The organism is Streptomyces sp. NPDC055955, from assembly GCF_042270245.1.
Classification (GTDB): Bacteria; Actinomycetota; Actinomycetes; order Streptomycetales; family Streptomycetaceae; genus Streptomyces.
The window spans coordinates 361,657-377,845 of record NZ_JBHJYS010000006.1; the positions used below are offsets into that span (position 1 = coordinate 361,657).

11 protein-coding genes are annotated in these 16,189 nt (G+C 71.3%); 8 read left to right on the forward strand and 3 right to left on the reverse strand.

What is annotated here, in order from left to right; translation table 11 throughout:
- The first annotated feature begins 44 nt into the window (after positions 1-44).
- The gene (locus ACFC96_RS15305; protein WP_376262597.1) at positions 45-3,038 is read left to right on the forward strand and encodes a bifunctional [glutamine synthetase] adenylyltransferase/[glutamine synthetase]-adenylyl-L-tyrosine phosphorylase; all 2,994 of its coding nucleotides are present in this window, start codon (positions 45-47) and stop codon (positions 3,036-3,038) included.
- A gap of 27 nt (positions 3,039-3,065) precedes the next feature.
- Here the strand turns inward: ACFC96_RS15305 and ACFC96_RS15310 are convergent, their stop codons facing one another.
- The gene (locus ACFC96_RS15310; protein ID WP_376262594.1) at positions 3,066-3,674 is read right to left on the reverse strand and encodes a TetR/AcrR family transcriptional regulator C-terminal domain-containing protein; all 609 of its coding nucleotides are present in this window, start codon (positions 3,672-3,674) and stop codon (positions 3,066-3,068) included.
- 145 nt (positions 3,675-3,819) lie between these two features.
- Here ACFC96_RS15310 and ACFC96_RS15315 point away from each other — a divergent pair, with 145 nt between their 5' ends.
- A complete protein-coding gene (locus ACFC96_RS15315; protein WP_376262591.1) occupies positions 3,820-5,289 on the forward strand; it encodes an APC family permease in 1,470 nt (489 codons plus the stop codon).
- A 55-nt stretch (positions 5,290-5,344) separates the two neighbouring features.
- Complete coding sequence (locus ACFC96_RS15320) at positions 5,345-6,922, forward strand: amidohydrolase (RefSeq protein WP_376612621.1); 1,578 nt, start codon at positions 5,345-5,347, stop codon at positions 6,920-6,922.
- Here the strand turns inward: ACFC96_RS15320 and ACFC96_RS15325 are convergent.
- Positions 6,903-7,766, reverse strand: coding sequence for a phosphatase PAP2 family protein (locus tag ACFC96_RS15325; protein WP_376612623.1), 864 nt, complete (start codon positions 7,764-7,766; stop codon positions 6,903-6,905). The genes ACFC96_RS15320 and ACFC96_RS15325 overlap by 20 nt on opposite strands.
- Before the next feature lie 327 nt (positions 7,767-8,093).
- Entirely contained in the window at positions 8,094-9,140 is a 1,047-nt protein-coding gene (locus ACFC96_RS15330; protein WP_376258920.1) for a LacI family DNA-binding transcriptional regulator, read from the reverse strand.
- Between the two features lie 435 nt (positions 9,141-9,575).
- On the opposite strand from ACFC96_RS15330, the gene ACFC96_RS15335 reads away from it, so the two are divergent.
- From ACFC96_RS15335 to ACFC96_RS15355, 5 genes are all read left to right on the forward strand, one after another.
- Positions 9,576-10,850: an extracellular solute-binding protein gene (locus tag ACFC96_RS15335; protein WP_376258918.1), complete on the forward strand. Its 1,275-nt coding sequence runs from the start codon at positions 9,576-9,578 to the stop codon at positions 10,848-10,850.
- Between the two features lie 105 nt (positions 10,851-10,955).
- On the forward strand, positions 10,956-11,954 hold the full coding sequence (locus ACFC96_RS15340; RefSeq protein ID WP_376258916.1) for a carbohydrate ABC transporter permease: 999 nt from the start codon (positions 10,956-10,958) through the stop codon (positions 11,952-11,954).
- A gap of 19 nt (positions 11,955-11,973) precedes the next feature.
- Positions 11,974-12,885, forward strand: a complete 912-nt coding sequence (locus ACFC96_RS15345; RefSeq protein WP_376612625.1) for a sugar ABC transporter permease — start codon at positions 11,974-11,976, stop codon at positions 12,883-12,885.
- Between the two features lie 56 nt (positions 12,886-12,941).
- Positions 12,942-14,645: a glycoside hydrolase family 13 protein gene (locus ACFC96_RS15350; RefSeq protein WP_376612627.1), complete on the forward strand. Its 1,704-nt coding sequence runs from the start codon at positions 12,942-12,944 to the stop codon at positions 14,643-14,645.
- Between the two features lie 110 nt (positions 14,646-14,755).
- The gene (locus ACFC96_RS15355) at positions 14,756-16,138 is read left to right on the forward strand and encodes an alpha-amylase family protein (RefSeq protein WP_376612629.1); all 1,383 of its coding nucleotides are present in this window, start codon (positions 14,756-14,758) and stop codon (positions 16,136-16,138) included.
- Positions 16,139-16,189 lie beyond the last annotated feature (51 nt).

Consider the following 16,189-nt stretch of genomic DNA (forward strand, 5'->3'; position numbering starts at 1 on the left):
CCTTAGGCTCTGGACCAGTGCGTGATCGAACAGGAGGCCGTGCGATGTCGGTGCCGCAAGGGCGCAGGAGCAGTACGTTCACGCGGCTGCTGCGGCACGGTTTCACGGATCCGTCCGCAGCCGAGCGGCTCCTCGACGTGCCGGACCTCTCCGCCGTGCGCTCCGACCCGCTGCTCCTCGACGCCCTCGGCGCCACCGCCGACCCCGATCTGGCCCTCCTCGGGCTCGTCCGGCTCGTCGAGGCGCAGGCCGGTGACCCCGAGCGCCGGGAGCTCCTCGACACGCTCATCACGGCCAAGCCCCTGCGCGACCGGCTCCTCGGTGTCCTCGGCGCGTCCGAGGCGCTCGCCGACCATCTGGCCCGGCACCCGCTGGACTGGCAGGCCCTCGTCACCTACGAGCCGTCCGACCTGCACCCCGGTGTGGAGGAGTTCGAGCGGGGCCTCGCGGACGCCGGCGACCCGAACTCCCTGCGGGTCGCCTACCGGCGCTGCCTCCTGTCGATCGCCGCCCGTGACGTGTGCGGGACGACCGACATCGCCCAGACCGCCGCCGAACTCGCCGACCTGGCCACGGCCACCCTGCGCGCGGCCCTCGCCATGGCGCAGGCGGACGCGCCGGGGGACGCCGCCCTGTGCCGGCTCGCGGTCATCGCGATGGGCAAGTGCGGCGGCCACGAACTCAACTACGTCTCCGACGTGGACGTCATCTTCGTCGGCGAGGCCGTCGAGGGCGCCGACGAGGGCAAGGCGATCCAGGCCGCGACCCGGCTCGCCTCGCACCTGATGCGGATCTGCTCCGACACGACCGTCGAAGGCACGATCTGGCCCGTCGACGCCAACCTGCGCCCGGAGGGGCGCAACGGCCCCCTCGTGCGGACGCTCTCCTCGCATCTCGCCTACTACCAGCGCTGGGCCAAGACCTGGGAGTTCCAGGCGCTGCTCAAGGCGCGGCCCGTCGCAGGCGACCTCGAACTCGGCGACGCGTACGTCAGGACGCTCTCGCCCCTCGTCTGGCAGGCCGCCGAGCGCGAGAACTTCGTGCCCGACGTGCAGAGGATGCGCAAGCGCGTCGTCGAGAACATTCCGGCCGGCGAGGTCGACCGGGAGCTGAAGCTGGGGCCCGGTGGGCTCCGGGACGTCGAATTCGCCGTACAGCTCCTGCAGTTGGTGCACGGCAGGGCCGACCTCTCGTTGCGCAGCGGTACCACCCTGGACGCGCTGGCCGCCCTCGCCGACGGCGGGTACGTGGGGCGGGTCGACGCCGTCCAGCTCGACGACGCCTACCGCTTCCTGCGCACCCTCGAACACCGCATCCAGCTCTACCGGCTGAGGCGTACGCACCTCGTCCCCGAGGGTGACGCGGACCTGCGGCGCACCGGGCGCTCCATGGGCATGCGGACCGAGCCGATCACCGAACTCCACCGGGCCTGGCGCCGCCACACCTCGGTGGTGCGCCGCCTGCACGAGAAGCTCTTCTACCGGCCGCTGCTCGACGCGGTGGCCCAACTCGCCTCCGGTGAGACCAGGTTGAGCACCGAGGCGGCGCGCGAGCGGCTCGTCGCCCTCGGCTACCACGACCCCAGCACCGCGCTGAGGCACCTGGAGGCGCTCGCGTCCGGCGTGACCCGCAAGGCGGCGATCCAGCGGACGCTGCTCCCGGTGCTCCTCGGCTGGTTCGCCGACTCCGCCGACCCGGACGCCGGGCTGCTCAACTTCCGCAAGGTGTCCGACGCGCTGGGCAAGACGCCCTGGTACCTGCGGCTGCTGCGGGACGAGGGCGCGGCCGCGGAGAACCTCGCGCGCGTGCTCTCGGCCGGCCGGCTCGCGCCCGATCTGCTGATGCGCGCGCCGGAGGCCGTCGCCCTGCTCGGCGACCCGCGGGGCCTCGAACCGCGCGGGCACGCCCAGCTGGAGCAGGAGGTGCTCGCCGCGGTCGGGCGTGCGGACGGCGCCGAGCAGGCCGTCGCCGCGGCCCGCGGAGTGCGGCGGCGTGAGCTGTTCCGTACGTCGGCCGCCGACATCATCGCCTCGTACGGCACCGAGGACACGCCCGCCGAGGCCGATCAGGGCGCCCTGGTGGACCGGGTCGGCGGAGCCGTCTCCGACATCACGGCCGCGACCCTCGCCGGGACGCTGCGGGCCGTCGTGCGCGAGGGGTGGGGGGACGAGCTGCCCACCCGGTTCGCCGTCATCGCCATGGGGCGGTTCGGCGGACACGAGCTCGGCTACGGGTCGGACGCCGACGTGCTGTTCGTGCACGAGGCGCGCGAGGGCGTCGACGACCAGGAGGCCGCGAAGGCCGCGAACCGCGTCGTGTCCGAGATGCGGCGGCTGCTCGCCCTGCCGAGCGCGGATCCGCCGCTCCTCATCGACGCGGACCTGCGGCCCGAGGGCAAGTCGGGGCCGGTCGTGCGCACCCTCAAGTCCTACGAGGCGTACTACCGGCGGTGGTCCCTGGTGTGGGAGTCGCAGGCGCTCCTGCGGGCCGAACCCGTCGCGGGCGACCTGGACCTGGGGCGGCGTTTCATCGACCTCATCGACCCGCTGCGGTTCCCGGCCGAAGGGCTCGGCGAGGACGCCGTGCGCGAGATCCGGCGGCTCAAGGCGCGCATGGAGTCCGAGCGGCTGCCGCGCGGCGCGGACCCGACGCTGCACACGAAGCTGGGCCGCGGCGGACTCTCCGACGTCGAGTGGACGGTCCAGCTCCTCCAGCTCCAGCACGGGTGGGCGGAGCCGGGGCTGCGCACGACCCGCACCCGGGAGGCGCTCGCCGCGGCGTGCGCGGCGGAGCTGATCCCGGGCGAGGAGGCGGCCATCCTCGACGAGGCGTGGGTCCTCGCGTCCCGCGTACGCGGCGCGGTCATGCTGGTGCGCGGCCGCCCCGGCGACACGTTCCCGTCCGACGGGCGTGAGCTCGCGGCGGTGGGACGGTACTTGGGTTACGACCCCGGCCACGTCGGCGACATGCTGGAGGACTACCGCCGCATGACCCGCCGGGCGCGCGCGGTGATGGAGGAGCGCTTCTACGGGGCGTAGCCCGTGCGGGTCCGCAGCCCGCGCGGGTCACCTCCGCAGCGTGGACACGTGGGCGAGGAACCCGGTCAGCGCCAGTTCGAACGCGGCGTCGGCCCGGCCCGTGCCCATCGCGGCCAGGGCCGCCGCCAGGCGCGGCGTCGCCGTCTCGTCGGCCAGCTCCCACATCGCCTCCGGCGCCGCCATGTCCAGGGCGGAGCCGAGGACGACGTTCTCCAGGCCGATGATCACCGGCATCACGTCCGGCAGGGCGAACCCGGCGTCCAGCAGGCGCCCGGCCGCGAGTTCGTACTGGTCGAGGACGCGCTGGGCCCGCACGGGTGACGTCGTGAGCAGCGGGATCGCCTTGGGGTGGGCGGCGAAGGCGGCCCGGTAGGAGCGGGCCCAGTCCGCGAGCGCCTCGGCCCACGGCCGCTCGTCGCGGGCGAGCGTCGCGGGGTCGATCGCGGCGGCGACCCGCTCGCGCAGCAGCTCCACGATCCCGTCCCGGCCGTCCACATGGTGATACACGGATCCCGTCCGGACGCCGAGCTTCGCGGCGATCCGCGGAACGCTGAAGTCGCCTTTCTCGTCGACGAGTTCGAGTGCGGTGGTGGTGATCCGCTCCCTGTCCAGCAGTGGCTTGCTCGGCCGTCCCATCGTGCCCGCTCCGAATCTGAGGTCTTCCCGAATGCCCAGAGGGAGGCTACATTGCCGAAACCGAAAGCCTTTAGGTTTCGTTCCCGATCACCGGGGCGACGCCTCCGGGACCCCGTCCCCCGCTGCCAGAAGGGCTTCCCGCTCCATGCCCGTAACCTCACCGCAGACACAGGACAGCGCGACCGCGACCGCCGCGGAGCCCACCCTGCGTGCCGGCACCCTCGGCACAGCCGACATCGCCTTCTTCGTCGTCTCCGCCGCCGCCCCGCTCACCGTCATGGCGGGCGTCGCCCCGTTCGCCATCGCGCTCGGCGGCATCGGCGCCCCCGTCGGCTACCTCCTCGCCGGCCTGACGCTCGCCGTCTTCGCCGTCGGCTTCACCACGATGAGCCGTCACGTCCGCAGCGCCGGCGCCTTCTACGCGTACATCACGCGCGGCCTCGGCCGCTCCGTCGGCATCGGCGCCGCCCTGCTGGCCATGGTCGGCTACAACGGCATGGAGATCGGCGTCTACGGGCTGCTCGGCACCGCCACGCAGGACACCCTGCACGCCCTCTTCGGCATCGACATCCCCTGGCTGCCGGTGTCCCTCGCGGGGCTCGTGCTCATCTGGTACGGCGGCTTCCGGTCCATCGACTTCGGGGCCAAACTCCTCGGCGTCCTGCTCTGCGCCGAGACCGGCATCCTCGTCCTGCTCGCGGGCGGCGTACTCCTCAAGGGCGGCGCGCACGGCCTGTCCGCCGCGTCCTTCGCGCCGGGCAACGTGCTCGTCCCCGGCACCGCCGCCGTACTGGCCTTCGCCTTCGCCGCGTTCACCGGCTTCGAGTCGACCGTCATCTACCGCCGCGAGGCCCGCGACCCCGGCCGCACGGTGCGCCGCGCGACCTACATCGCGGTCGCGTTCCTCGGCCTGTTCTACGCGTTCATCGTCTGGACCGTCATCCAGGCCTTCGGCGACGCCCACGTCGTCCAGGCGGCGGGCAGCGACCCGGCCGGCCTGTTCTTCTCCGCCATCACCACGTTCGTGGGCGGCTGGGCGGCCGACCTGATGCACATCCTGATCGTGACCAGCGTCCTCGCCTCGCTCCTCGCCTTCCACAACGCGATCAACCGCTACGGGCTCGCGCTCGCCGAGGAGGGCGTCCTGCCGAAGGCCTTCGGCACGGTCCACGCCCGGCACCGCTCCCCGTACATCGCCGGCATCGCGCAGACCGTGCTCGGCGCGGCCGTCGTCCTCGCCTTCTGGGCCGCGGGCGCCGACCCGTACGCGCAGCTGCTCCTGTGGGTGAACACCCCCGGCATGATCGGCCTGATGGCGCTCCAGCTGCTCGCCGCGATCGCCGTGCCGTTCTACTTCCGCCGCATCACCCACGAGGAGGGCGTGCTGCGCACGGTCGTCGCGCCGATCGCGGCGACGGTGCTCCTCAGCATCGCCATCGTGCTGGTCTGCACCCACCTCGACCTCTTCACCGGCGCGTCCTCCCTGGTCAACCTGATCCTCATGGCCGTGGCCCCCGCCGTCTTCGTCCTCGGCATCGCCCTCGCCCGGCGCCTGCGCCGCACCAGGCCGGACGTGTACGAGCGCTTCGCGGCGGAACCGTCCGCCGACGCGTAGGCCGCAGAGCCCGCCCCCCCGGAACACAGCCCCACCCCGAACGGAGTTCACTCCCATGCCCGCAGCCGACCTCCTCCTCACCGGCGCCCGCGTCCGCACCCTCGACCCCGCGCGCCCCGAGGCGACCGCCGTGGCCGTCCGCGACGGTCTGATCGCCGCCGTGGGCGCCACCCAGGACGTCGTACGCGACTGGAGCGGACCAGGCACGGAACGCGTCGACCTCACGGGCGCGACCCTCGTGCCCGGCCTGGTGGACGCGCACAGCCACCCGGTGTGGGGCCTGGAGATGGCGACCGGAACGGATCTGTCCGGCGTGCGGAACCTGGACGAGCTGCGGGCGGCCCTGCGCTCGGCGCCCCGCGTCGACGGCTGGATCGTCGCCTGGGGGCTCGACCACAACGCGTTCGGCGGCCGCGCCGTCGACCGCGCCCTGATCGAGGACGTCCTCGACGGCGCGCCCGCCTTCGTCCGCCTCTACGACGGGCACTCCGCGCTGGCCAGCGCGGCCGCGCTCACGGCGGCCCGGATCACCGGGCCGCGCGAGTTCGTCCAGCGCGCCGAGATCGTGTGCGACGCGGACGGACGCCCGACCGGGCACCTCGTCGAACACGCCGCGATGGACCTGATGCTCTCCGTCATGCCGAGGCCCTCGTTCGCCGAGCGCCGCGCGGGACTGCTCGCGCTGCTGTCCGACATGGCGGCCACGGGCCTGACCGGCGCCCACGTCATGGACCTCGGCCACGGTGACGTCCCGCAGTTGCTCGCCTCGGTGGAGGAGGAGGCCGTGCTGCCGCTGCGGCTGCGGCTCGCGCCCTGGTGCATGCCCGGCGTCGACCGGGCCGGCCTGGACGAGCTGATCGCCCTCCAGCGCGAGGCCGGGCGGCACTGGCGGGTCGGCGGGGTGAAGTTCTTCATGGACGGCACCGTCGAGGGCGGCACCGCCTGGCTGGAGCACGCGGACTGTCACGGCCAGGGCACCGACGCGTTCTGGCCGAACCCGAAGGCGTACGCGGACGCGGTGCGGTACCTGCACGCGGCGGGCGTCGGCACGGCGACCCACGCGATCGGGGACGCGGCCGTCCGGCAGGTCCTGGACACCGTGGAGTCCCTGGGCGAGAGCGGCCGGGGCGTGCATCGGATCGAGCACATCGAGACGGTCCCCGACGACACGATCCCGCGGTTCGCCGCGCTGGGCGTCGCCGCGTCGATGCAGCCGCCGCACACCGCGTACACCCGCGGTGACCACGGCGACGAGTGGTCGAAGCGCCTGGGGACGGACCGGGCCTCGCGCGCCTGGCGCATCAGGGACCTGCGGGACGCGGGCGCCGTGCTCGCGCTGGGCTCGGACTGGCCGATCGCGCACTACGACGTGCGCCGGGTCCTGTCCATGGCCAGGGTTCCCGAGGGCGCCGCCGGGCCCGCGCAGGGGCTCACGGGGCTCATGGCGCTGGAGGGCTGCACGTCACACGCGGCATTGGCCGCCGGCGAGGACGGCGGGCGTATCGTCCCCGGTCTGCGGGCCGACCTCACGGCGTTCGGCATCGACCCGGTCGAAGCTCCGGCCGACGAGGTGGCAAAGGCGCCGGTCCGCCTGACGGCGGTCGGCGGTCACCTCACGTACCGGAGGGACTGACCCCGGCCGAGACGGGCGCCGGTACGAGGCGCGGCAGGGTGTAGGGCAGCGCCCCGTACCAGAGCCGCGCCACCGTGAAGCCGAACGCGAGGCACACCATGCCGCCCACCGCGTCCAGCCAGAAGTGGTTCGCGGTCGAGACGATGACGACCAGGGTCAGCGCCGGGTACAGGAGTCCGAGGACCCGCACCCACGGCACCGAGGCCAGGGCGAAGATCGTCAGGCCGCACCACAGGGACCAGCCGATGTGCATGGACGGCATCGCCGCGTACTGGTTCGACATGTGTTTCAGGTCGCCGGACGCCATCGAGCCCCAGGTGTGGTGGACCCTGACGGTGTCGACGAAGTGCCCGCCGCTCATCAGGCGGGGCGGGGCGAGCGGGTACAGGTAGTAGCCGACCAGGGCGACCGCCGTCGTCGCGAAGAGCGCCGTCCGGGCCGCCGCGTAGCGGCCGGGATGGTAGCGGAACAGCCAGACGAGTACACCGAGCGTGACGATGAAGTGCAGTGTCGCGTAGTAGTAGTTCATGCCGACGATGAGCCATGTCACCGAATTCACGGCGTGGTTGACGCTCTGCTCCACGGCGATGGAGAGATGGTGCTCCATGCGCCAGATCCAGTCGGCGTTCCTCAGAGCCTGCGACCGCTGCTCCGGAACGGCGTTGCGGATCAGGGAGTACGTCCAGTAGCTCACCGCGATCAGCAGGATCTCGAACCAGAGCCTGGGGCGACGCGGTGCGCGTATACGGCCGAGGAGTCCCCGCCCATCGCGGCGGTCATCCGCCATGGGTGAGGTGGTGGGCCCCTGTTGGCCTTCCAGTGTCGTCACGGTCGATTCACCCATAGAGACAGAGTCTGCCAGATTCCGGCCCCCCGCTCGATCATCCCCCGGGTGGGTCATCCCCGCACGCTCTACGCCCTGCGGAGGACCGATCGCCTAGGGCCTGTCGTCAAATTCCCGTCTGCCCGGCGGCGTCTGGCACGCCCGCTCGCGGCGTTGCCGAAAAGCCCTGGTAGCTCCGCTACAAGGGCTCTCCGGCGCCTTGCGATCGCACGCACCAGACGCCGCCGGGCCCGCCCCTCGGGCGGACGACGGGAATGTGACGACAGGCCCTAGGGGGTGTCCGACGACTCCCCGCGGCGTCGCGGCTCCTTGACCCGCCGGGAATCGTCAGGCACTTCCTGGGCGCGCCGGACGGTCCCCCGGAGCCGAAGCGGTTGAACCGCGGACCACCAGTTCGGGCATGAAGACGAATTCGCTGTGCGGCGCGGGCGTCCCGCCGATCTCCTCCAGGAGCGTGCGGACGGCCGCCTGGCCCATCGCCGGGACCGGCTTGCGCACCGTGGTCAGGGGCGGGTCCGTGAAGGCGATCAGCGGGGAGTCGTCGAAGCCGACCACCGAGACGTCGGTCGGGACGTCGAGGCCCCGCTGTCGTGCCGCCCTTATGGCACCGAGGGCCATCATGTCGCTGGCGCACACGATCGCCGTGCAGTCCCGGTCGATGAGCGCCGTGGCCGCGGCCTGGCCGCCCTCCAGCGTGTACAGCGAGTGCTGCACCAGATCGCGCTCGATCTCCTCCGGGGGCAGGGGCAGGAGGTCCTGCATCGTGCGTACGAACCCCTCGATCTTCCGCTGGACCGGCACGAACCGCTTCGGGCCCAGCGCGAGCCCGATCCGCGTGTGGCCCAGCGAGACGAGGTGGGTGACGGCGAGCTGCATCGCGGCCCGGTCGTCCGGCGAGATGAAAGGTGCCTGCACCTTCGGCGAGAAGCCGTCCACCAGCACGAACGGCACGCCCTGTGCGCGCAGCTGCTCGTAGCGCTGCATGTCCGCCGAGGTGTCGGCGTGCAGCCCGGAGACGAAGATGATGCCGGAGACGCCCCGGTCGACGAGCATCTCCGTGAGCTCGTCCTCGGTGGAGCCGCCGGGGGTCTGGGTGGCGAGGACCGGGGTGTATCCCTGGCGGGTCAGGGCCTGGCCGATGACCTGGGCGAGGGCCGGGAATATCGGGTTCTCCAGCTCCGGCGTGATCAGGCCGACCAGTCCGGCGGAGCGCTGGCGCAGCCGCACGGGCCGCTCGTAGCCGAGGACGTCGAGCGCGGCCAGCACGGACTGGCGGGTGGCAGCGGCCACCCCCGGCTTGCCGTTGAGCACCCGGCTGACCGTCGCCTCGCTGACCCCCGCCTGCGCTGCGATGTCGGCCAGTCGCGCGGTCACGGGATGGGACTGTACCGGTCGCGCGTCGGACTGCCCACCGTCAACCGGTCGCCGCGTGCGGGCAGTTGAACGGCCCGCTGCGGACTGCTGCGTCATGGCGCTCCCTCGTCTGACTGGCATGTGGCTCGCGTGGGGCCCATGGGGTTCCGATGATCCCCGCGCCGGCCCGGTGTAGCAAGAGCTTGCAGATTCTTGCACAAGGCATCCTTGGCCTGTCAGGCCGGTCAACGCGCCCACATCCGCCGGAGCGCAGGTCACAGACCGATAACCGACTGGATCTCCTTGCAATATTTTTCTGCAAGGTCTTTCGTCGTGCTTGCAACGCTGTTACGTTCACGTCGCCCGGCGGCGGCAAAGGTGCGGTCGGCGAGTCGGCAAGGGGTACGGACGGGACCGTCTCCCACCACTTCGGGCTTTCACCCTCTAGGAGATCTCATGCGGCGTGGCATAGCGGCCACCGCGCTGGTGGCGTCCCTCGCCCTCGCGGCGACGGCCTGCGGCGGAAGCGACAGCGGCAGCGACAAGGCGTCGGGGCCCGTGACCATCACGTGGTGGGACACGTCGAACGCCACCAACGAGGCACCGACGTACAAGGCCCTGGTCAAGGAGTTCGAGAAGGCGAACTCCGGCATCAAGGTCAAATACGTCAACGTCCCCTTCGACCAGGCGCAGAACAAGTTCGACACCGCCGCGGGCTCCAAGGGCGCCCCCGACGTGCTGCGCGCCGAGGTCGGCTGGACGCCGGCCTTCGCGAAGAAGAGCTACCTCCTGCCGCTCGACGGCACCGAGGCCCTCGCCGAGAAGGACAAGTTCCAGCCGAGCCTGATCAAGCAGGCCCAGTTCGACGGCAAGACCTACGGCACGCCGCTGGTCACCGACACCCTGGCCCTCGTCTACAACAAGGACCTCTTCAAGAAGGCCGGCATCGACCTGCCGCCCGCCGACTGGGCCGACCTGAAGGCCGACGCCGCCAAGATCAAGTCGAAGACGGGCGTCGACGGCTACTGGGGCTCCACGCAGGGCTACTACTCCATGCCGTTCCTGTACGGCGAGGGCAGCGACACCGTCGACGCCTCCGCGAAGAAGATCACCATCGGTTCTCCCGAGGCCAAGAAGGGCCTCACCGCCTGGCAGGGCCTCTTCGACGGCAAGGGCCTGCACAAGGCCGACGCCACCGCCGACGCGTACGCCCACATCCAGGACGCGTTCGTGAACGGCAAGGTCGCCGCGATCATCCAGGGCCCGTGGGAGATCACCAACTTCTACAAGGGCTCCGCGTTCAAGGACAAGGAGAACCTGGGCATCGCGACCGTCCCGGCCGGCTCCACCGGCAAGGCGGGCGCCCCGACCGGCGGCCACAACCTCTCGGTCTACGCCGGCTCGGACAAGGCCCACCAGGAGGCCTCGCTCAAGTTCGTGAAGTGGATGACCTCCGCGGCCACGCAGGAGCAGATCGCCCTGAAGAACTCGACGCTGCCCACGCGCCAGGACGCGTACACCACGAAGGTCGTCACCGACCCGGGCATCGCCGGCTTCCAGAAGGTCCTCACCGCCGCCCAGCCGCGCCCCGAACTGCCCGAGTACAGCTCGCTGTGGGCCCCGCTCGACACCGAGTGGCCCAAGGTCGCCACCGGCAAGGAGTCCCTGGACAAGGGCATCGGCAACGCGCGGACCTCGTTCGCGAAGCTGGTCCCCGACTTCAGCAAGTGACCCCTCTGTGACGGCTGCCGCCGGTTCCGCCCGCGAGGGGGCGGGCGGAACCGGCGGCGCCGCGCCGCACGCACTGAGCAGCCGATCCCCAGAAGGTGCCGAACCATGACAGTCGCCGTCGACAGCACGGCCGCCAAGACGCGCGGCGGCCGCGCGCCGCGCCCCGGCCCGCTCGAGCGCCTGCGGCGCTCGTACCAGAGGCACTGGTACGCGTACGCGATGATCGCGCCGGTCGTCGTCGTGCTCGGGGTCCTCGTGATCTATCCCCTGGTACGGGGCTTCTACCTGACCCTCACCGACGCCGACAGCCTCAACTCGGCACGCACGATCGGCGTCAACCACATCGACGCCACGTACCGGTTCATCGGGTTCGACAACTACGCCGACATCCTGTGGGGCCCGACCTCCTACGACCGCTTCTGGTCGCACTTCATCTGGACGATCGTGTGGACGGCGCTCTGCGTCGCCCTGCACTACGTCATCGGGCTCGGCCTCGCGATGCTCCTCAACCAGAAGATGCGCGGGCGCACCTTCTACCGGTTGCTGCTCATCCTGCCGTGGGCCGTACCGACGTTCGTCACCGTGTTCTCGTGGCGGATCATGCTGTCCGACTCCGGGATCATCAACTCCGTGCTCGGCTCGCTGCATCTGCCGCAGCCGCAGTGGCTGGAGGACGCCTTCTTCCAGCGGTCGGCCGCCATCCTGGTCAACACCTGGTGCGGGGTGCCGTTCATGATGGTGTCGCTGCTCGGCGGCCTCCAGTCGATCGACCCGGTGCTCTACGAGGCCGCGGAGATGGACGGCGCGAGCCCCTGGCAGCGCTTCTGGAACGTCACACTGCCCGGCCTCAGGTCGGTCAGCTCCACCGTCGTACTGCTCGGCGTCATCTGGACGTTCAACCAGTTCAACGTCGTCTTCCTGCTGTTCGGCAACACCGCGCCCGACGCCCAGATCCTCGTCACCTGGGCCTACTACCTGGGCTTCGGCCAGCAGCCGCGCGACTACGCCCAGTCCGCCGCGTACGGCGTGCTGCTCCTGTCGCTCCTCGCCGTCTTCACCTCCTTCTACTACCGCTGGCTGAACCGCAATGAGCAGCTCGCCTGACGCCGCAGGAGCCGCCTCCATGAGCACCACGACCGTCGACACCCCGGCGGCCGGCGCGCAGCCGGTCACCGAAGCCGTCCGCCCGCGCCGGGTGCGCCGGCGCGGCGAGCGCAGCCGCCTCGCGACGTTCCTGTCGCACGGCGTGCTGAGCGTCGCGAGCCTGACGGCCCTGTTCCCGATCGCCTGGCTGGTCTATCTGTCGCTCGGCCCGGACAAGGACGACTACCTCCACCCCGGGCGCATCCTCGACAAGGCGACCCTCGCGAACTACTCGTTCGTCCTGGAGCACACCAACTTCTTCAAGTGGCTCGAGTCCACGCTGATCGTGTCCCTGGGCACGACGGTCGTCGGCGTCCTGTTCGCCGCCACCACCGGCTACGCCGTGTCGCGCATGCGCTTTCCCGGCCACCGCAAGCTGATGTGGACCCTGCTGCTCACGCAGGCGTTCCCGATCGCCGTCCTGATCGTGCCGATGTACGAGATCCTCGGCGACCTCGGCCTGATCGACACGTACGGCGGGCTCATCCTCGTCTACTGCTCGACCGCGGTGCCGTACTGCGCGTGGCTCCTCAAGGGCTACTTCGACACGATCCCGTACGAGATCGACGAGGCCGGCCGCATCGACGGGCTCTCGCCCTTCGGCACCTTCGCCCGCCTCATCGTTCCGCTGGCCAAGCCGGGCCTCGCGGTCGCCGGGTTCTACAGCTTCATCACCGCGTTCGGCGAGGTCGCCTTCGCCTCCACGTTCATGCTCGACGACGAGAAGTACACCTTCGCCGTGGGCCTGCGCAGCTTCGTCAGCGAGCACGACGCGCAGTGGAACTACATGGCGGCGACCGCGGTGTTGATCGCCATTCCGGTGTCCGCGTTCTTCTACCTTGTCCAGAGGAACCTGGTCACCGGCCTCACGGCGGGCGGAACCAAGGGCTGAGCCCGCCCGCTCCGCCCGCCCCCCCGCACGCAAACCCCTGACGCAGCAAGGACACCATGAGTCAGCACACTGCCGACACGGCGCAGGCCGGCGCGGCCTCCGCCTCGACCTCCGTTCCCGCGCAGGCGTCCACCGGCTGGTGGCGCGACGCGGTGATCTACCAGGTCTATCCGCGCAGCTTCGCCGACAGCAACGCCGACGGCATGGGTGACCTCGAAGGCATCCGCGCCCGGCTCCCGCACCTCAGAGACCTCGGCGTGGACGCGGTGTGGCTCAGCCCGTTCTACGCGTCCCCCCAGGCGGACGCCGGCTACGACGTCGCCGACTACCGTGCCGTGGACCCGATGTTCGGCTCCCTCCTCGACGCGGACGCCGTGATCCGCGACGCGCACGGCCTGGACCTGCGCGTCATCGTCGACCTCGTGCCCAACCACTCGTCCGACCAGCACGAATGGTTCAAGCGGGCCCTCGCCGAAGGACCCGGATCGCCGCTGCGCGAGCGCTACCACTTCCGTCCGGGCAAGGGCGTGAACGGTGAACTGCCGCCCAACGACTGGGAGTCCATCTTCGGCGGTCCCGCCTGGACGCGTGTCGCCGACGGCGAGTGGTACCTCCACCTCTTCGCCCCCGAGCAGCCCGACCTCAACTGGGAACACCCCGCCGTCGGCGACGAGTTCCGCTCCATCCTGCGGTTCTGGCTCGACATGGGCGTCGACGGCTTCCGCATCGACGTCGCGCACGGCCTCGTCAAGGCCGAGGGCCTGCCCGACCTCGGCGCGCACGAACAGCTGAAGCTGCTCGGCAACGACGTCATGCCGTTCTTCGACCAGGACGGCGTGCACGACATCTACCGCGCCTGGCGCCTGATCCTCGACGAGTACGCGGGCGAGCGGATCTTCGTCGCCGAGGCCTGGACCCCGACCGTCGAGCGCACCGCGCACTACGTACGCCCCGACGAGCTGCACCAGGCCTTCAACTTCCAGTACCTGTCGTCCTATTGGGACGCGGCCGAGCTGCGCGACATCATCGACCGCTCGCTCGACTCCATGCGTCCCGTCGGTGCCCCCGCCACCTGGGTCCTGTCCAACCACGACGTCACCCGGCACACCACGCGCTACGCCAACCCGCCCGGCCTCGGCACCCAGCAGCGGGTCGCCGCGGATCCGGCGCTCGGCCTGCGCCGCGCCCGCGCCGCGACCCTGCTCATGCTGGCGCTGCCCGGCTCCGCGTACGTCTACCAGGGTGAGGAGCTCGGCCTGCCCGACGTCGTCGACCTGCCCGACGAGGTGCGCCAGGACCCGTCGTTCTTCCGCGCGGCCGGGCAGGACGGCTTCCGCGACGGATGCCGGGTGCCGATCCCGTGGACCGTCGACGGGCCCTCGTACGGCTTCGGGGCGGGCGGCTCGTGGCTGCCGCAGCCCGCGGGCTGGGGCGCGCTGAGCGTGGAGGCGCAGACCGGGGTGCCCGGCTCGACCCTGGAGATGTACCGCTCGGCGCTGGCCGTGCGGCGCGCGCACCCGGCGCTCGGCGCGGGCGACCGTGTCGAGTGGCTGGCGGCGCCCGAGGGCGTGCTCGCGTTCCGGCGGGAGCCGCGCGGTGCCGGCGAGGCGTTCGTGTGCGTCGCGAACACGACGGGCGCCGCGGTGCGCATGACCGTGCCGGGGCGGGTCCTGCTGACCAGCTCGGCCGCCGACGGCATCGAGCACGGTGACGGTCACGCGGTGGTTCCCGCCGACACGACCGTGTGGTGGACCGTCTGACGCTCTGAACCGCTCTCCCCGGCCTCCGCGCGGCCGGGGAGAGCATCCCCCCACAGCCCCCTGCGATTGGCAGGGACACCTCATCAGCACACCGACGTGCAGGAGGAAACATGGCTATCAGATCGCGGGCTGCCGCGCTCGCCCTCGCGGCCGGCACTCTCATAGGGGCCGCCGGATCCGCCGGGACGGCCCAGGCGGCCCCGCCCGGTGCCAAGGACGTCACCGCCGTCCTCTTCGAGTGGCGGTTCGACTCGGTGGCGAAGGAGTGCACCGCCCGGCTCGGCCCCGCGGGCTACGGATACGTCCAGGTCTCGCCGCCCCAGGAGCACATCCAGGGCTCCCAGTGGTGGACCTCGTACCAGCCCGTCAGCTACAAGATCGCGGGCCGGCTCGGGGACCGTACGGCCTTCAAGAACATGGTCGACACCTGTCACGCGGCCGGCGTCAAGGTCGTCGCCGACACCGTGATCAACCACATGGCGGCCGGATCGGGCACCGGTACCGGCGGCTCCGCGTACTCCAAGTACGACTACCCCGGCACCTACTCGGCCGCCGACATGGACAACTGCACCGCGCAGATCAGCAACTACCAGGACCGCTTCAACGTCCAGGAGTGCGAGCTGGTCGGCCTCGCCGACCTCGACACCGGTGAGGAGTACGTGCGCGGCCGCATCGCCACGTACATGAACGACCTCCTCTCGCTCGGCGTCGACGGGTTCCGGATCGACGCCGCCAAGCACATCGCGGCCGCCGACCTGGCCGACATCAAGTCGCGGCTCAGCAACCCGAACGCCTACTGGAAGCAGGAGGCGATCTACGGCGCCGGTGAGGCGGTCTCGCCCAGCGAGTACCTCGGCACGGGCGATGTCCAGGAGTTCCGCTACGCCCGCGACCTCAAGCGCGTCTTCCAGAACGAGAACCTCGCCTACCTCAAGAACTACGGCGAGGGCTGGGGCTACATGGCCTCCGGGCAGTCCGCCGTCTTCGTCGACAACCACGACACCGAGCGCGGCGGCGACACCCTCAACTACAAGGACGGCGCCGACTACACCCTGGCGAACGTCTTCATGCTGGCCTGGCCCTACGGATCGCCGGACATCAACTCCGGCTACGAATGGACCGACAAGGACGCCGGACCGCCCAACGGCGGCACGGTGAACGCCTGCTGGCAGGACGGCTGGAAGTGCCAGCACGCCTGGCCCGAGATCCAGTCCATGGTCGCCTTCCGCAACGCCACTCGCGGCCAGTCCGTCACCGACTGGTGGGACGACGGCGCCGACGCGATCGCCTTCGGCCGCGGCGGCAAGGGCTTCGTCGCGATCAACCACGAGTCCTCCGCGCTCACCCGCACCTACCAGACGTCGCTCGCCGCGGGCACGTACTGCGATGTGCAGAGCAACAAGGCGGTGAGCGTGAACAGTTCGGGCCAGTTCACGGCGACGCTCGGGTCGAACACGGCCCTCGCCCTGTACGCCGGCAAGTCCGGCTGCTGACCCGCATCCCGCCACCGCCCCTTTCCCGGTAACCCCCGTTCCGGCTGCCCG